The sequence below is a fragment of the Microcella sp. genome, from assembly GCF_040286215.1.
Classification (GTDB): domain Bacteria; phylum Actinomycetota; class Actinomycetes; order Actinomycetales; family Microbacteriaceae; genus Microcella.
Map to the genome: position 1 here is coordinate 1 of NZ_JAVKCK010000027.1, position 15,060 is coordinate 15,060.

16 protein-coding genes are annotated in these 15,060 nt (G+C 69.3%); 6 read left to right on the forward strand and 10 right to left on the reverse strand.

Annotated elements, in window-relative coordinates; translation table 11 throughout:
* Positions 1-168: 168 nt before the first annotated feature.
* The gene (groL, locus tag RJQ01_RS11655; RefSeq protein WP_350476897.1) at positions 169-1,797 is read left to right on the forward strand and encodes a chaperonin GroEL; all 1,629 of its coding nucleotides are present in this window, start codon (positions 169-171) and stop codon (positions 1,795-1,797) included.
* 100 nt (positions 1,798-1,897) lie between these two features.
* On the opposite strand, the gene RJQ01_RS11660 is transcribed toward groL, so the two are convergent.
* The 5 genes from RJQ01_RS11660 to RJQ01_RS11680 all read right to left on the reverse strand — a co-directional run bounded on the left by RJQ01_RS11660 (position 1,898) and on the right by RJQ01_RS11680 (position 5,781).
* Entirely contained in the window at positions 1,898-2,557 is a 660-nt protein-coding gene (locus tag RJQ01_RS11660) for a biliverdin-producing heme oxygenase (RefSeq protein ID WP_350476898.1), read from the reverse strand.
* A gap of 79 nt (positions 2,558-2,636) precedes the next feature.
* The gene (locus RJQ01_RS11665; protein WP_350476899.1) at positions 2,637-2,945 is read right to left on the reverse strand and encodes a DUF2470 domain-containing protein; all 309 of its coding nucleotides are present in this window, start codon (positions 2,943-2,945) and stop codon (positions 2,637-2,639) included.
* Between the two features lie 31 nt (positions 2,946-2,976).
* On the reverse strand, positions 2,977-3,267 hold the full coding sequence (locus RJQ01_RS11670) for a WXG100 family type VII secretion target (protein ID WP_350476900.1): 291 nt from the start codon (positions 3,265-3,267) through the stop codon (positions 2,977-2,979).
* Positions 3,268-3,327: 60 nt separating this feature from the next.
* On the reverse strand, positions 3,328-5,076 hold the full coding sequence (locus RJQ01_RS11675; protein ID WP_350476901.1) for a sensor histidine kinase: 1,749 nt from the start codon (positions 5,074-5,076) through the stop codon (positions 3,328-3,330).
* 12 nt (positions 5,077-5,088) lie between these two features.
* Complete coding sequence (locus RJQ01_RS11680) at positions 5,089-5,781, reverse strand: response regulator transcription factor (RefSeq protein WP_179873087.1); 693 nt, start codon at positions 5,779-5,781, stop codon at positions 5,089-5,091.
* Positions 5,782-5,884: 103 nt separating this feature from the next.
* On the opposite strand from RJQ01_RS11680, the gene RJQ01_RS11685 reads away from it, so the two are divergent.
* The gene (locus tag RJQ01_RS11685) at positions 5,885-6,592 is read left to right on the forward strand and encodes an alpha/beta fold hydrolase (RefSeq protein ID WP_350476902.1); all 708 of its coding nucleotides are present in this window, start codon (positions 5,885-5,887) and stop codon (positions 6,590-6,592) included.
* Between the two features lie 60 nt (positions 6,593-6,652).
* Here the strand turns inward: RJQ01_RS11685 and RJQ01_RS11690 are convergent, their stop codons facing one another.
* The 3 genes from RJQ01_RS11690 to RJQ01_RS11700 form a co-directional block, all read right to left on the reverse strand.
* Positions 6,653-8,296 carry a DNA repair helicase XPB gene (locus RJQ01_RS11690; RefSeq protein WP_350476903.1) on the reverse strand — a complete coding sequence of 548 codons (1,644 nt, stop codon included), beginning with the start codon at positions 8,294-8,296 and terminating at the stop codon, positions 6,653-6,655.
* Positions 8,297-8,368: 72 nt separating this feature from the next.
* Positions 8,369-10,216: a helicase-associated domain-containing protein gene (locus RJQ01_RS11695; protein WP_350476904.1), complete on the reverse strand. Its 1,848-nt coding sequence runs from the start codon at positions 10,214-10,216 to the stop codon at positions 8,369-8,371.
* Positions 10,203-10,454, reverse strand: a complete 252-nt coding sequence (locus RJQ01_RS11700) for a multidrug ABC transporter ATPase (protein WP_350476905.1) — start codon at positions 10,452-10,454, stop codon at positions 10,203-10,205. The genes RJQ01_RS11695 and RJQ01_RS11700 overlap by 14 nt, the downstream gene beginning before the upstream one ends.
* A gap of 146 nt (positions 10,455-10,600) precedes the next feature.
* Here RJQ01_RS11700 and RJQ01_RS11705 point away from each other — a divergent pair, with 146 nt between their 5' ends.
* From RJQ01_RS11705 to RJQ01_RS11715, 3 genes are all read left to right on the forward strand, one after another.
* Positions 10,601-10,981 carry a cold-shock protein gene (locus tag RJQ01_RS11705; RefSeq protein ID WP_100823416.1) on the forward strand — a complete coding sequence of 127 codons (381 nt, stop codon included), beginning with the start codon at positions 10,601-10,603 and terminating at the stop codon, positions 10,979-10,981.
* Positions 10,974-11,477, forward strand: coding sequence for a DUF3027 domain-containing protein (locus tag RJQ01_RS11710; protein ID WP_350476906.1), 504 nt, complete (start codon positions 10,974-10,976; stop codon positions 11,475-11,477). Before RJQ01_RS11705 ends, RJQ01_RS11710 begins: the two co-directional genes overlap by 8 nt.
* Positions 11,478-11,682: 205 nt before the next feature.
* The gene (locus RJQ01_RS11715) at positions 11,683-12,633 is read left to right on the forward strand and encodes a hypothetical protein (protein ID WP_350476907.1); all 951 of its coding nucleotides are present in this window, start codon (positions 11,683-11,685) and stop codon (positions 12,631-12,633) included.
* A 192-nt stretch (positions 12,634-12,825) separates the two neighbouring features.
* On the opposite strand, the gene RJQ01_RS11720 is transcribed toward RJQ01_RS11715, so the two are convergent.
* Together RJQ01_RS11720 and serC are read right to left on the reverse strand one after the other, a co-directional pair.
* On the reverse strand, positions 12,826-13,062 hold the full coding sequence (locus tag RJQ01_RS11720) for a hypothetical protein (protein WP_350476908.1): 237 nt from the start codon (positions 13,060-13,062) through the stop codon (positions 12,826-12,828).
* Positions 13,063-13,067: 5 nt separating this feature from the next.
* Positions 13,068-14,183 carry a phosphoserine transaminase gene (gene serC, locus RJQ01_RS11725; protein ID WP_350476909.1) on the reverse strand — a complete coding sequence of 372 codons (1,116 nt, stop codon included), beginning with the start codon at positions 14,181-14,183 and terminating at the stop codon, positions 13,068-13,070.
* Positions 14,184-14,302: 119 nt separating this feature from the next.
* Between serC and RJQ01_RS11730 the strand changes: the two genes are divergently transcribed.
* The gene (locus RJQ01_RS11730) at positions 14,303-14,992 is read left to right on the forward strand and encodes an iron-dependent transcriptional repressor DtxR (protein ID WP_350476910.1); all 690 of its coding nucleotides are present in this window, start codon (positions 14,303-14,305) and stop codon (positions 14,990-14,992) included.
* Positions 14,993-15,060: the final 68 nt, after the last annotated feature.

The following is a 15,060-nucleotide window of genomic DNA, read 5'->3' on the forward strand; positions in this document are numbered from 1 at the left end:
TCGGGCCCCACCCCCCCCCCGCGCCCCCTTTTGCCCCTGATGGGGCACGGCGCGGCGTGGCGTTGGCTTGCACTCGCGGGGTGCGAGTGCCAGAATCAGTTAGCACTCGTGAATGCCGAGTGCCAGAGCTACTGCACGTGATACGTCCGGGAGGGACGAAAGACACCCATGGCTAAATTGATTGCTTTTGACGAAGAGGCCCGTCGCGGTCTCGAGCGCGGCCTGAACATCCTGGCCGACGCAGTGCGCGTCACGCTCGGCCCGCGCGGCCGCAACGTCGTGCTGGAGAAGAAGTGGGGCGCCCCCACCATCACCAACGACGGCGTGTCGATCGCCAAGGAGATCGAGCTCGAGGATCCGTTCGAGAAGATCGGTGCCGAGCTGGTCAAGGAGGTTGCGAAGAAGACCGACGACGTCGCCGGTGACGGCACGACGACCTCGGTCGTCCTGGCCCAGGCGCTCGTGCGCGAGGGCCTGCGCAACGTCGCAGCCGGCGCCGACCCGATCGGCCTCAAGCGCGGCATCGAGAAGGCCACCAAGGCCGTATCCGAGCAGCTTCTCGCCACGGCCAAGGAGGTCGAGACCAAGGAGGAGATCGCCGCGACCGCGAGCATCTCCGCCGCCGACCCCGAGATCGGCGCACTCATCGCCGAGGCCATCGACAAGGTGGGCAAGGAGGGCGTCGTCACCGTCGAGGAGTCGAACACCTTCGGCACCGAGCTCGAGCTGACCGAGGGCATGCGCTTCGACAAGGGCTACCTGTCTGCGTACTTCGTCACGGACCCCGAGCGCCAGGAAGCGGTCTTCGAAGACCCCTACGTGCTCATCGTCAACGGCAAGATCTCGGCGATCAAGGACCTGCTGCCCGTCGTCGACAAGGTGATCCAGAGCGGCAAGCAGCTGCTCATCATCGCCGAAGACGTTGAGGGCGAGGCTCTCGCGACGCTCGTCGTCAACAAGATCCGTGGCATCTTCAAGTCGGTCGCCGTCAAGGCCCCCGGCTTCGGCGACCGCCGCAAGGCCATGCTGCAGGACATCGCGATCCTTACCGGCGGCCAGGTCATCAGCGAAGAGGTCGGTCTCAAGCTCGAGAACGCTACCCTCGACCTGCTCGGCCGCGCGCGCAAGGTGGTCATCACGAAGGACGAGACGACGATCGTGGAGGGCGCCGGCGAGGCTGACGCCATCGCGGGCCGCGTGAAGCAGATCCGTGCCGAGATCGAGAACACCGACAGCGACTACGACCGCGAGAAGCTGCAGGAACGCCTCGCGAAGCTCGCTGGTGGAGTAGCGGTCATCAAGGCCGGTGCCGCGACCGAGGTGGAGCTCAAGGAGCGCAAGCACCGCATCGAGGACGCCGTGCGCAACGCGAAGGCCGCCGTCGAGGAGGGCATCGTCGCCGGTGGTGGCGTCGCTCTCATCCAGGCCGGCAAGATCGCGTTCGAGTCGAAGGCTCTCACCGACCTGGTGGGCGACGAGGCGACGGGAGCGAACATCGTGCGCCTCGCTGTCGACGCGCCGCTCAAGCAGATCGCCCTCAACGCCGGCATGGAGCCCGGTGTCGTCGCCGACAAGGTGCGTCACCTCCCCGTCGGGCACGGTCTCAACGCCGCGACCGGGGAGTACGGCGACATGCTCGCCGCGGGCATCGCCGACCCGGTGAAGGTGACCCGCTCGGCCCTGCTGAACGCAGCGTCGATCGCAGCGCTGTTCCTCACGACGGAGGCCGTCGTGGCCGACAAGCCGGAGAAGAACCCGCAGCCGATGGGCGACCCCTCAGGGGGCATGGACTTCTAGTCCAGCGAGCTCAGCGCACCGATGACGGGGCGGCTTCCTTCAACGGAAGCCGCCCCGTTTCGCGTACGCGGGCAGTCGCGAGTGCTGCTCGTGGGTCTGCTCAGGCAGCGTTGCGCGCCTCGGAGAGACCGACGAAGAGCTCGGTGTTCATGTCGTAGGCCGCCATCACCTCGTCGATGACGCGCTCGCGCTCCTCCTCGCTCCAGTCGACGGCGTCGAGCTGGGCGCGGTAGGTGTCCTTGAAGGCCGCCGGATCAGCAATCTGATCGAACAGGTAGAAGCCGATGCCGTTGCTGTCGAAGCCGAAGCGTCGCGCCATGACCTTCGCGATGTACTGGCCGCCGGAGAGGTCGCCGAGGTAGCGCGTGTAGTGGTGGGCGATGTAGCCCGCGGGCCAGGTGGCGGCTACCTCGAGAATTCGGGCCGCGTACCGGCGCGTGACCTCGAGAGGCGCAACGCGATCTCTCCAGTCGTCGCCGAGCAGGTACTCCAGGTCGCTCTCGAGAGCGGGCAGGCGGGTCAGTGCGGGGGAGAGGAAAGGAGACAGGTCGGGATTCGCGCGCATCGCTGGCTGCACGCTCTCGAGAGCCTCATAGATGAAGTAGTGCTGCTCGACGAGCGCGACGTAGTCCTGCCGCGAGCCCTCTCCCGTCATGAGGTCGCTCATGAAGGTGGCGCTCTCGCTGCTGCGGTGCCCGCGCGCGGTGCGTTCGCGCACAAGGCGCGAGAAAGGGATGACGTCGGTCTCAGATGCGCTCACGATGGTCTCCAGGCTGGGTAAGGCATACCTAAGCTATCGCTCCTGCGTCTGAGGCGCCAGGGTTGAGGAGACCGCTGCCCTACTCGTGCTCGCGCGGAACGAGGCCGAGAGCGGCGCACGCACGATCGTAGAGGATCACGATCTCTCGCCGTATCTCCGGTCGCTCGGTGATGGCGACACTCCACTCCACGCGCAACGGACGCTCCGGCTCCGGGCCTTCTTCCAGCGCGTAGACCCAGTGACCGGCGTGGCCGTCCACGTCGACCATGCGGGCGCGCACGGCTGCACGGTCTCCGAACGCGCGAGCGATGAGCAGATTGTCGTCGGCATGATCGCCGTTCATGTGGGCGAGCACCGCGGCGACCACGGCGGGGTCGAAGTCGGTCACGCCCTCAGCCTACGGCTCGCGGCACCACGAGTCAGCGCAGGAAGAGGCGGGCGTTCTGGTGCTCGATCTCCGCGTAGTGCTGCCCTGCGTGCGCGAGCGCCTCGGTCAGGGCACCGAGCGACTGCTCCACGCGCTGCTGCGTCGCGCTCCAGTCGGCGACGAGCGCCTGGAAGGCGCTCGCGGCCGAGCCTGTCCACGAACCCTGCAGTGAGACGAGCTGGTTCTGCAGCGCCGCCACCTCCGCCTGAATGCGCCCGATCGATCCTCGTGCTGCGCCGGTCGTCGAGATCACCGCATCACTGTCCACCTGGTACCGCGTCATCACTGCCTCCCGTTCGGGCGAGGGCGAGCCCCCCGCGGAACAGCACCGTACGGGCGCGCGTCAGGCCCCGGAGACCGTCTCGTCTTCGTGAGCTCCGGCCGCCGTCTCGACGGCCTTGGGGAGGAGCGGCAGCGTGACGCGGAAGGTGGCGCCGCCGCCCGGCGTGTCGACGACCTCGATGCGGCCGTGGTGGTGACCGACGATCGACGCGGCGATCGCGAGCCCCAGTCCGGAACCGCCCGTGTCGCGAGCCCGAGAGGAGTCGGCCCGGAAGAAGCGCTGGAAGATCTTCTCCTTCAGCTGCGGGGGGATGCCCTCGCCGTGGTCGACGACGGCGATCGTTCCCAGACGCAGGATCGGGTCGACGCCCACCGCGATCTCCAGGGGAGAGCCGTCGGGAGTGAAGCGCACCGCGTTGCCGATGAGGTTCGTGATCACCTGCCTCAGCTTGTTCTCCTCGCCGAGCACGACGGCTCCCACGGCGGGCGCCGGGGGAGGTGCCGAACCCGCTGCGGGCTCCTGCTCGGGCGCCCCGGACCTCCCGCGGCGTCGGCGCAGCCGCGCGAGAGCCGAGCCAGCCAGGGCGATCGCGCCTGTCGCCGCGGCCCCGCTCGCCGACCCGGCTGGGTCGTCATGGGTCGCGCGGCGTGCGTCCTCGTCGGCGTCGGCATCGGCATCCTGATCGATCACGCGCTGTGCTGGGCCCTGCTCGTCGAGCACGACCGTCACCTCGCGATCGGGTGCGCCGGCCATGGCATCCAACGCTGCGTCTCGCGCAAGGTCGGCGAGGTCGACCGGGCCGAGTTCGAGCGGGCGCGACTCGTCGAGCCTCGCCAGCTCGAGGAGGTCGCTCACGAGAGCGCCCATGCGCACCGCCTCCTTCTCGATGCGCTCCATCGCCTGGGCGACGTCCTCGGGTTTCTGCAGGGCACCCATGCGGTACAGCTCGGCATAGCCGCGCACCGAGACGAGGGGGGTGCGCAGCTCGTGGCTCGCGTCTCCCACGAATCGCCGCATCTGGCTGATCGTCGACGCCCGGTCGGCGAATGCCCGGTCGATGCGCGAGAGCATGGTGTTGAGCGAGCGGTTGAGGCGCCCCACCTCGGTGTTGGGCGTCGCCCCACCCAGCCGCTGGCTGAAGTCTCCGCCCGCGAATCGGGCCGCGGTCGCCTCCACGTCGCGCAACGGGCGGAAGGTGGAGGTCACGAGCAGACGCGTGAGGGCGGCGCTCAGAATGACGACGACGAGGCCGAAGCCGAGGAAGATCGAGGCGAACGACCCGATCACGCCGTTCGTGTCGGCGAGATCGGCACCGATCACGAGTGTTGCGGCGTGGATCGTGTCGGAGTCGCCATCGACGACGGCGAGGGGGAAGGTCGCGACACGCCATTGCGTCGTGCGGTCTTGGCTCGCGACCGTGATGCCGCCGTCGACCCGCTCGAGGTATGCGGCGGTGAGGCGCGAGACGTCGGGGGCGCGGTCGCGGCTCGCGGTGCCTACGTTGTCGTCGATGATGACGCCGTCAGCGTCGACAGCGCCGAAGTAGAACTGGCTGGAGAACACAGAGGGCGTGAGCTCGTCGAACGAGGCGAAGTCTTCGAGGCTGAACGTGGCCGGAGACTGCGGCACCTGCTCCTCCGCCACCTGCAGCAGCTGGCGGTCCACCTCGTCGACGAGTGTGCGCTGCAGGACGGTGAGTGTGCCCATGCCGACGACGAGCAGGCCGACGGTCACCACGAGCACGGTCACACCGGTGATCTTGGAGCGGAGGGAGATGCCCTCCCACCACTGCGTCAGCTGCTCATGCATCGCGAGCCAAGGCTAGACCTTGGCCGCCTTGAGCATGTAGCCGAAGCCGCGCTTGGTCTGGATGAGTGGCTCGTCGGTGTGCTGGTCGAGCTTGCGGCGCAGGTACGAGATGTAGCTCTCGACGATGCCGGCGTCGCCGTTGAAGTCGTACTCCCAGACGTGGTCGAGAATCTGCGCCTTGGACAGCACGCGGTTGGGGTTGAGCATCAGGTAGCGCAGCAGCTTGAATTCGGTGGGGCTCAGCTCGATGACGGCGTCGCCGACGGTCACCTCGTGCGTGTCCTGGTCCATGATCAGTTCGCCCGTGCGGATGACGGCATCGTCCTCTTCCTGCATGGTGCGCCGCAGGATCGCCTTGATGCGGGCGACGATCTCGTCGAGACTGAACGGTTTGGTGACGTAGTCGTCGCCGCCGACGGTGAGGCCCATGATCTTGTCGTCGGTGTCGTCTTTGGCGGTGAGGAAGAGGATGGGGCTCGTGTAGCCGCTGGACCTCAGGCGCTTCGTGACGCCGAAGCCGTTGATGTCGGGCAGCATGACGTCGAGAATGATGAGGTCGGGCTCTTCTTCGAGCACGGCCGAGATGGCTTGCGCGCCATTGCTCACGGCGCGCACGGCGAACCCGGCGAAGCGCAGACTCGTCGTTAGAAGGTCGCGGATGTTCGGCTCGTCGTCGACGATGAGAATCTTGGGTCCGTCAGGCATGCGCTCATTCTCTGCGCGTTTGTTGTGGGTTTCCTGAATGCACGGGAATCGCCGCGATCCCGTGCGGAAGGGCGATGTCGGATGCTCACCGTAGGGTTCCCGTATGAACATCGTCCTCATTCCGGGCTTCTGGCTCACCGGCTCATCGTGGTCGGGCGTGACGCCAGCGCTCGCGAGGGCGCGCCACACGGTGCACACGCCCACCCTGCCCGGCAAACGGGCCGGTGACAGGGCTCTCTCCGGCATCGGCCTGCACGATCACGTCGACGCGGTGCTGGAGGTCGTCGACGCGATAGCGCCGCCGGTGGTGCTCGTGGGGCACTCCGGCGGCGGCGCCATCGCCTGGGCGGTGGCCGATGCACGGCCGGCCGCGATCGCGCGCGTGATCTTCGTCGACGCTCTGCCCCTCCCCGACGGCAGCTGCATCAACGATGAGCTGCCCGTGGTGGGCGACCGCCTCCCCCTGCCCGACTGGAGCTTCTTCGACGACGACGACCTCGTCGATCTCGACGACGCGCTCCGCGAGCGGATCCGCACCGTTGCCGTTCCCGAGCCGGCCGCCGTCGCCACCGATGCGCAAGAGCTGAGGGACGATGCGCGCTTCGCGCTGCCGGTGACGATCATCGCGTGCGAGTTCCCCGAGGAGATGCTGCGGCAGGCCGTCTCCAGCGGTGCAGCGTGGGCCAGCGAGCTCGCCAGACTCGAACGGCTCGAGATCGTCGAGCTGCCCACCGGCCACTGGCCGCAGTTCACGAAGCCCCTCGAGCTCGCGCAGTGCATCCTCGCCGCTGTCGACCGCGTGCCGGTGTAGCTCGCGGGGTCGCCGCTACCCCGGGCGCAACTACCCCCGGCGCCGCTCCGTAGCCCTGTGCTACGCGGCGATCGCGCTCGCGTCGAGAATCTCGTAGCTGTAGCCCTGCTCGGCGAGGAAGCGCTGCCGGTTCTGCGCGAAGTCCTGGTCGACGGTGTCGCGAGCGACGAGGGTGTAGAAGTGCGCGGGCAGGCCGCTCTGCTTCGGCCGCAGAAGCCGTCCGAGCCGCTGAGCCTCCTCCTGCCGCGAGCCGAACGAGCCGGACACCTGGATCGCCACTGTGGCCTCGGGCAGGTCGACGGAGAAGTTGGCGACCTTCGAGACGACGAGCACCGGGGTGCGGCCATCCCGGAACTCCTGGTAGAGCCTCTCGCGCTCGGCGACCGGGGTTGATCCGGTCAGCTGTGGCACGTCGAGGGCCTCGGCGAGCTCCTCGATCTGGTCGAGGTACTGGCCGATGATGAGGATGCGCTCGCCAGGGTGCTGCGCCACGAGCCGCTTCACGACGTCGAGCTTGGCGGGTGCCGTCGCCGCGAGCCGGTAGCGCTGGTCGTCAGCGCTCGCCGCGTACTCGAGCCTCTCGCTCGCCGGCAGGTCGACGCGCACCTCGTAGCAGCTCGCGGGGGAGATGAAGCCCTGAGCCTCGATCTCCTTCCACGGCGCATCGAAGCGCTTCGGGCCGATGAGGCTGAAGACGTCGCCCTCGCGGCCGTCCTCGCGCACGAGGGTCGCCGTCAAGCCCAGGCGGCGGCGCGCCTGCAGCTCGGCGGTGAGCTTGAAGACGGGCGCGGGCAGAAGGTGCACCTCGTCGTAGACGATGAGTCCCCAGTCGAGGGCGTCGAGCAGCGCCAGGTGCGCGTACTCGCCCTTCCGCTTGGCGGTCAAGATCTGGTACGTCGCGATCGTGACGGGCTTGACCTCCTTCACCTGACCGGAGTACTCGCCGATCTCCTCCTCGGTGAGACTCGTGCGGCCCAGCAGCTCTGCCCGCCACTGCCGCGCCGAGACGGTATTGGTGACGAGGATGAGGGTCGTCGTGCCGGCCTGCGCCATCGCGCCGGCGCCGACGAGCGTCTTGCCCGCGCCGCAGGGCAGCACGACCACGCCCGAGCCGCCGCCGAAGAACTGATCGATCGCCTGCTGCTGGTACGGCCGCAGTCCCCAATCGGCGAGGTCGAGATCGATCTCGTGCGGGGTGCCGGGCGTGTATCCGGCGAGGTCCTCCGCTGGCCAGCCGATCTTCACGAGCTCCTGCTTGACCTGTCCGCGCGCCCAGGCCGCGAGCTCATAGCTGTGCTGGTCGATGCGGCGCGCAAGGAGGGGCGCCACCTTCCGGTTGGACGCGATCTCGGTGAGCACGGCCGTGTCGGTCGACCTCAGCACGAGCATCCCCTGCTCATCGCGCTCGATGACCAGCCGACCGTATCGGCGCACCGTCTCGGTGATGTCGGTCGCGACCGACTGGGGCACGGGAAACTTCGAGTACCGGTCGAGCACTGCGAGCATCTCCGCCGACTCGTGGCCGGCCGCTCGGGCGTTCCAGAGGCCCAGCCGGGTGATGCGGTAGGTGTGCACGTGCTCGGGCGCCCGCTCCAGTTCGGCGAAGACGGCGAGAGCATGGCGAGCCTCATCGGCCTGGCTGTTGGCGACCTCGAGCAGCACGGTGCGGTCGCTCTGAACGATGAGGGGGCCGTCAGGATTCATAACGGGCCAGTCTAGAGCGCACGGCTGAGAGCGCTCGGTCGGGATGCTCGGCGCCACGCCGGGCGCTGGCCGCTACTCGAGCGGTTCGAGCCCGGTGATGCTCGCGATCGGCAGGGTGCGCTCGACGTCGGCGTCGCGATCACGTCCGCGCACGCGCCCCGCCGCGATGCCGGTCGGTTCGAGGTCGAAGGAGCGCTCGCGGCCGTCGGGCATCCGTACTGTCGCGCGCACAGCGAGCTTGCCGCGCACGGCGAGCTCCCACTGCCGCCCCACCCACGCGTCGTCGCCGTCGGTGCCGACGGTCGAGCCGCTGCGGATGCGCGCTACGGCGTCAGCGACGGAGTCGGTGACGCTCACGGGGGCGACCGGGCGTGCGCGCCCCGGGCGCTCCGGCGCGGGGAACCCTTCGACGGGGGCCGCGGGATACCGAGCGTCGATGAGCGTCCACAGCACGACGGCGGGTTCGAAGCGACTGACAGCGCGACCCGGGCTCGCCAGCTGCAGGCCCAGCGGAGCTGTTGCGGCGTCGACGAGCAGTGAATCCAGCAGCAGTCGATCCTCGCTTGTGACGAGCGTGCGGGCGCCGCCGCGCTCGTCGGCGTCCGTGGGCGCCACGCGCACGCTGCCGTAGCGCGCGGCGGTCTCACGGATCAGGTACTCCACCGGTTGAGGAACGCCCGTGAGCGAGAGCTGCTCGAGGAATGCCAGCAGCTCCTCTGCTGATTCGCCGAGCGCTACGGCCCGCGTCACGCTGTCGGAGGTGACACGGTACCGACCTGCCAGCCCCGCGCTCTCCACATCGGCGAGGCGTCGCAGCCGCTCATCGAGGTGCGCCGCAAGCGGGCCGGGCGAGACCACCGTGAGGTCGTGCTGCAGGTACACCTGGTCCACGTCGGGCGGCACGAGCGGCGCAAGCACGGCGCTCGCCGCGTCGGCGCCCTGCCCGAGCAGGGCGGCGCCCATCGTGCTGGCGCGACCGCCAGCCGTTATCCCGAGCCGCTCCCCCTGCGCGCCGCGCCGCGCCATGCGGGCGTCCAGTGCCTCACCGCCCGCAGGGTAGAGCCAGTGCACGAAGTCGACCAACGCAGTACCCCACCGGGCCAGGGGGCGCGAGGCGAGCAGGTCGACGAGCTCGACGGGAAGCAACGCCACCCAGGCGTGCGCGACGTGGCGCCAGCGGTCGGCGAGAGCTGCCCGGCGCCAGCCGTCGGAGCGATCCGTCGCCCGGGTGAACCCCTCATCGTCCTCGACCAGTTCGGCGAGTGCCGCGAGATCGAGCAGGAGGGGCAGCTCGTCCAGCTCGACGCCCGCCACCTCGGCGAGCCGCTTCGCATCCGGCAGGGAGAGCCCGCCGCGCGCGAGCAAGCGCCCGGGGGCTTCCGCGAGGGCGAGCACGATCTCGGTGATTTGCGTCATCGTCGTGAAGGCGCGCTCGGCTGCTCCGCGGTCGACGGCGGCGCGATCGGCGTCGTCCACGGCGTCGAGCGAGACCGGCGGATGCACGGAGGTCAGCGCCTCGGGGCCGGGCAGGCCGCGCTGCGGCCACTGCGCGAGCTCGGCGACCACCGTCGGCCAGACCGTGACCGTGTCGTCGACGAGGTCGATGAGCACGGCATCCAGCGCCGCGTGCAGATCGTCCCGCACCTGCTCGATCGGGCGCTCCACCCGGCGCGCCACCTCGGCGACCGGCATCGACTCAGCCTCACCGGCGGTCACGAGCGCGGCGAGCGTCGGCCGGGTCTGACGGGCGAGAGCGATGCCGATCGCACCCGGGTCGAGCAACGCCTCGGCGAGGTCGAAGATGTCGCGCAGCGAGGCCGGCGAGATCGAGCGCTCACGGATGATGCGCGTCACGCTCGCGTCATCGAGGTCGCGCAGTCGCGCGGCGAGCGCGAGAGAAGCCGAGCTAGTTGCCGGCATCCTTGGCAGCTCGCCCCCGGCGCACGGCACTGACGACGAGGAGCACGATGATGAGCACGAAGCCGATCGGCAGGCCGACGAGGGGCATCATCGTCACGAGCGGCCAGACGCCCTCCGCGAAGTCTCCACGCTCGAGACCCGCCGCTGTGCCGACGATGAGGGCCACGAAGCTCGCAAGGCTCAGCAGGATGACGCCTGCGACCATGTAGGCGAGCACGCGCTCGACGCGGTTGCTCATCACGAAAGATTCTTCTGGCACTCATCTAGGGTAGTGCCGCTGGCTGAAAGGCTCGACCCCGTTTCCTGGGGCCACCCAGCGGCGGTATCCTCGGGGTTCGAGCACTGCGCTCGACACACCAGCGAACGCGAGGGGACACAACGCGCATGCCCACCGGCAAGGTCAAGTTCTACGACCAGGAGAAAGGGTTCGGCTTCATCGCGTCCGATGACGGCGACGAGGTCTTCCTGCACGCCTCCGCCCTGCCCGAGGGGGCGGTCGTCAAGGCCGGCACCCGGCTCGAGTTCGGCGTCGCCGACGGCAAGCGCGGTGCGCAGGCGCTCTCGGTGCGCGTGCTCGAGAGCCGGCCGACGCTCAGCACCCTCAACCGCAAGTCTGCCGACGACATGGCCGTCATCATCGAAGACCTCGTGGGTCTCCTCGACGGCATCGGCGCGAACCTCAAGCGGGGCCGCTACCCCGACGCCGCTCACGGGCGCAAGATTGCGACCGTGCTGCGCAAGGTCGCGGACGACCTCGATGCCTAGAGACGCTCGCGGTGCGACGACCGAGCGCGAGCCGGCAGTCAACGCGAGCGAGCTCGAACCGATCGCCCGTGCCGCGCTCGAGGAGATCACCCCGTCGGCGACGATCGGCGCCCTGCGCGACGTGACCGTAGCTGACGCCGTCGCCACCGTGCGCTTCGCGACTCGGCAGGGTGGATACCTCGGCTGGTTCTGGACAGTCTCCATCGCCGTCAACCCGGGGCTCGAGCCGAGCGTGCTCGAGACGGAGCTCATGCCCGGCGAGGGGGCCCTCACGGCTCCCGACTGGGTGCCGTGGTCGGACAGACTCGAGGACTACCTGGCGCAGCAGGCCGCTGAGGTCGAGTCGACGGGCGATACCGACGACTCCGACGGCGACGACGATCACGATCACGATGAGCACGACCTGCACGGCGACGACGGCGACGACGTCTTCGACGGCGTAGACATCGACTCTCATGACGACACGGTCGGCGAGGACAGCGACACCGACGACTAGCCCGGTCGCGTTTACGGCGCCCGGGCTGCGCCGCCGCGCCCCGTCACGCCGTTCATGACACGTCACGCCGAACGTTCGACGCATGTCGTCACAAACGACGTGAGTTGGTCGCTCGGCGCTCCTCCTCAGGGACGCCGCACGGTGGAGACTGCGCCGTATACGGTGGTGATGCGCCTCACCTCGACGCATGAGGAACAGTGCTCCCATGCTCACCCTCGTCGACCACAGTGCTCTCGTCTACCCGCAGCGCGAACTCGATCTCGGTGTTCGGCGGCAGGTCTATCGTGGCGCGCGGAAAGGTGAGTTGCTCAAGCTCGCGCCGGGCGTCTACGTGCGGCACGACACCTGGGACGAGCTGGACGTCGATGAGCGGTATCGCTTGAGGGTTCGCGCTGCATGGGAGCGAGCTGCACCATCCGACGTACTGAGTCACTGGTCTGCAGCAGCACTGTGGGAGCTGCCCATCCTTGGTCGCTGGCCGAAGGATGTCCACGTCGTCGGTAGTGCGATTTCGAACAGTCGCTCGACGTCGGTCTTGCGCAGGCACACGGAGTCGTGGAATGCGCGCCCGGTGCACCTCGACGGGATGCGTCTCACCGCTCTCAGCCGAACCGTGGTGGACATGGCGCGAGTCGCCCGGTTCCCGGTCGCTGTCGCGATGGGCGACGCCGCTCTGTGGCGTGCCGCGCATCCGCAGGACGCGGAAGGCCTTGCGGGTGCATCACGCCAGGAGCTTGAGGAGCTGTGGTCGCTCCTCGACCACGGGAGGGGTTTCGCGCGAGCGCGCCGGGTGCTCGACTTCATCGACGGGCGGGCGAATCGGCCCGGCGAGTCGCTGAGTCGCGTCACGATGCAGGCCCTTGGTGTGCCGGCCCCGGAGTTGCAGCACACCGTCTTCGGGCCGACCGGGCGTCGCTACGAGCTCGACTTCTACTGGCCCGAGTTCAACGTTGGTGCCGAGTTCGACGGGCGGGCGAAGTACACAGATCCGCGCTACCTCGCCGGGCGCACCCCCGATCAGGCCGTGTACGAGGAGAAGCTGCGTGAGGACGAGATCCGGCCCCAGTTGCGCGGCTACGGTCGGTGGGACTGGAGCGTCGCGGGGTCGGAAGTCGCGCTCGCACAACGCTTGCGCCGTATCGGCGTGCGATGGTGAGCCGCACGAATCAGTCCACGCCTGGGTCGCTGGGGTGTTTCGCGTGCGAGCGACGCGCGGCGGATGACTGGGTCACGCCGTTCGTGACAATTGCGATCGAACGTTCGGAGTGTCTTGTCACAAACGGCGTGACTGGGCGGCCCAGGCGGCCTAGGCGGCCCGGGGGAGCGGGAGGGGCGCGGCGTGTGCGGGTCAGCGGCGGCGCGCGCGGCGTGAGACGAGCAGGCCGGCGATTCCGAGCACGAGGCCGAGCGCAATGGTCGCGAGCGTCTGAACCGGGTCGAACGCGATCGGGGTGGCGAGCATCCCGAGCACGATGATGAGCGCGACGAGCCACAGGCCGAGGCCGACCTGGAAGGCGAGCACGTCGTTGGTGCGCAGCGGCTCGGGCTGCGGCCGACGCTTCTCGTGCGGAACCCAGAGCCTCATGACGCTCAGTCTGCCAGGGCGTCGATCACGAAGTCGATGCAGCGCGTGAGCTGGCGCACATCGTCGGGCTCGATGGCGACGAAGGTCGCGACGCGCAACTGGTTGCGCCCGAGCTTGCGGTACGGCTCGGTGTCGACGACGCCGTTCGCGCGCAGGGTCGTGGCTACGGCGGCGGCGTCGACGGAGTCATCGAGGTCGATCGTGACGACCACGGGGGAGCGGTGCGCGGGGTCGGCGACGAACGGAGTCGCGAGAGGGTGCGCCTCGGCCCAGTCGTAGAGGATGCCCGAGCTCTCGGCCGTGCGCGCCCCGGCCCAGGCGAGCCCGCCCGAGGAGTTCATCCACTGCAGCTGGCTGTCGAGCATGACGAGCGTGCCGATCGCCGGGGTGTTGAGCGTCTGGTCGAGGCGGGAGTTGTCGATCGCGGCGGTGAGCGAGAGAAACGGCGGGATGAACCGCTCGCTCGCGTCGAGCCGCCGTGCGCGCTCGATCGCGGCGGGGCTCAGCAGGGCGATCCACAGGCCGCCGTCACCCGCGAAGTTCTTCTGCGGGGCGAAGTAGTAGGCGTCGGTCTCGCCCACGTCGATGTCGATGCCGCCGGCGGCGCTCGTCGCGTCCACGACGGTGAGCGCATCGGGGGCGGAGCCCATGCGGGCCACGGGCGCGCTCACGCCCGTGGAGGTCTCGTTGTGCGGGTAGGCGTAGACGTCGACGCCGTCGACCGGTGCGAGGGTGCCCCGGGTGCCGGGGTCGGTCGAGACGACGTGGGGGGCCTCGAGCCATGGCGCTGCGGCGGAGGCGACGAACTTGGCCCCGAACTCCCCAAAGGAGAGGTGGGCGCTGCGGCGCTCGATGAGGCCGGCCGCGGCGACGTCCCAGAACGCGGTGGAGCCGCCGTTGCCCAGCACGACCTCGTACCCGTCAGGCAGGCGGAACAGCTCTGCGAGGCCGGCGCGCACGCTGCCGACCAGGTTCTTGACAGGGGCCTGTCGGTGGGAGGTGCCGAGTAGCTCACCGGCGGCGGCGAGGGCCGCGACCTGCTCGGGACGCACTTTCGACGGCCCGCACCCGAACCGACCGTCGGCGGGCAGAAGGTCGGTGGGGATGCGCACGTCGGCCATGGCTCGAGTCTACTGAGCGGGCGGGCGGGCCCTGTGCCGGGCATCCCGCGTCAGGGGCTGCCGATGCCCGAGGATTAGGCTGGGCAGACGATCGCGTGCGTGTAAGGAGACAGGCCCCCATGACCGACCTCGTCGACACGACGGAGATGTACCTGCGCACGATCCTCGATCTCGAGGAGGAGAACATCGTTCCCCTCCGAGCGCGCATCTCTGAGCGCCTCGGGCATTCCGGCCCCACCGTGTCGCAGACGATCGCCCGCATGGAGCGCGACGGCCTCGTGCGTGTGGAGGGCGACCGTCACTTGGAGCTCACGCCGGAGGGTCGCCGCAAGGCGGTGTCGGTGATGCGCAAGCACCGGCTCGCCGAACGGCTGCTGGCCGATGTGATCGGCCTCGACTGGGCGTACGTGCACGACGAGGCCTGCCGCTGGGAGCACGTCATGAGCGAGCAGGTGGAGCGGCGCCTCATGACGCTGCTGAACGGGCCGACCGAGTCGCCCTACGGCAACCCGATTCCGGGAATGGAGGAGCTGGGGGGCGCCCCCGCCGTCGACTTTCTGGACGGCGTCATCTCGCTCACGCACGCGACGGCGGCGGGGATGCGGCAGTGCACGATCCGGCGCCTGTCTGAGCCCGTCCAATTCGATCCCGACCTGCTGCACCAGCTGTTCGAGGCGGGGGTGGTGCCGGGCGCGCAGGCCAGGATCCGGCCGGAGCCGAACGGCTACATCGCTGTCGACGTCGACGGACGCGCGGAGGGCATCGAGCTGCCGGCGGAGGTCGCCCAGCACATCTACGTGGACGAGTGAGCATTCGCCACCACATGTAGTGCCTGCGCGTCGTTTTGTGACCTTCCCGTTATCTCGCGTACACTCAC

What these genes read in the sequence shown, in the direction of transcription:
- groL (WP_350476897.1), top strand. Translation starts at nt 169, where the DNA reads ATGGCTAAATTGATTGCTTTTGACGAAGAGGCCCGTCGCGGTCTCGAG.
- RJQ01_RS11670 (WP_350476900.1), bottom strand. Translation starts at nt 3,267, where the DNA reads ATGACGCGGTACCAGGTGGACAGTGATGCGGTGATCTCGACGACCGGC.
- RJQ01_RS11675 (WP_350476901.1), bottom strand. Translation starts at nt 5,076, where the DNA reads ATGCATGAGCAGCTGACGCAGTGGTGGGAGGGCATCTCCCTCCGCTCC.
- RJQ01_RS11680 (WP_179873087.1), bottom strand. Translation starts at nt 5,781, where the DNA reads ATGCCTGACGGACCCAAGATTCTCATCGTCGACGACGAGCCGAACATC.
- RJQ01_RS11685 (WP_350476902.1), top strand. Translation starts at nt 5,885, where the DNA reads ATGAACATCGTCCTCATTCCGGGCTTCTGGCTCACCGGCTCATCGTGG.
- RJQ01_RS11690 (WP_350476903.1), bottom strand. Translation starts at nt 8,296, where the DNA reads ATGAATCCTGACGGCCCCCTCATCGTTCAGAGCGACCGCACCGTGCTG.
- RJQ01_RS11695 (WP_350476904.1), bottom strand. Translation starts at nt 10,216, where the DNA reads ATGCCGGCAACTAGCTCGGCTTCTCTCGCGCTCGCCGCGCGACTGCGC.
- RJQ01_RS11700 (WP_350476905.1), bottom strand. Translation starts at nt 10,454, where the DNA reads ATGAGCAACCGCGTCGAGCGCGTGCTCGCCTACATGGTCGCAGGCGTC.
- RJQ01_RS11705 (WP_100823416.1), top strand. Translation starts at nt 10,601, where the DNA reads ATGCCCACCGGCAAGGTCAAGTTCTACGACCAGGAGAAAGGGTTCGGC.
- RJQ01_RS11710 (WP_350476906.1), top strand. Translation starts at nt 10,974, where the DNA reads ATGCCTAGAGACGCTCGCGGTGCGACGACCGAGCGCGAGCCGGCAGTC.
- RJQ01_RS11715 (WP_350476907.1), top strand. Translation starts at nt 11,683, where the DNA reads ATGCTCACCCTCGTCGACCACAGTGCTCTCGTCTACCCGCAGCGCGAA.
- RJQ01_RS11720 (WP_350476908.1), bottom strand. Translation starts at nt 13,062, where the DNA reads ATGAGGCTCTGGGTTCCGCACGAGAAGCGTCGGCCGCAGCCCGAGCCG.
- serC (WP_350476909.1), bottom strand. Translation starts at nt 14,183, where the DNA reads ATGGCCGACGTGCGCATCCCCACCGACCTTCTGCCCGCCGACGGTCGG.
- RJQ01_RS11730 (WP_350476910.1), top strand. Translation starts at nt 14,303, where the DNA reads ATGACCGACCTCGTCGACACGACGGAGATGTACCTGCGCACGATCCTC.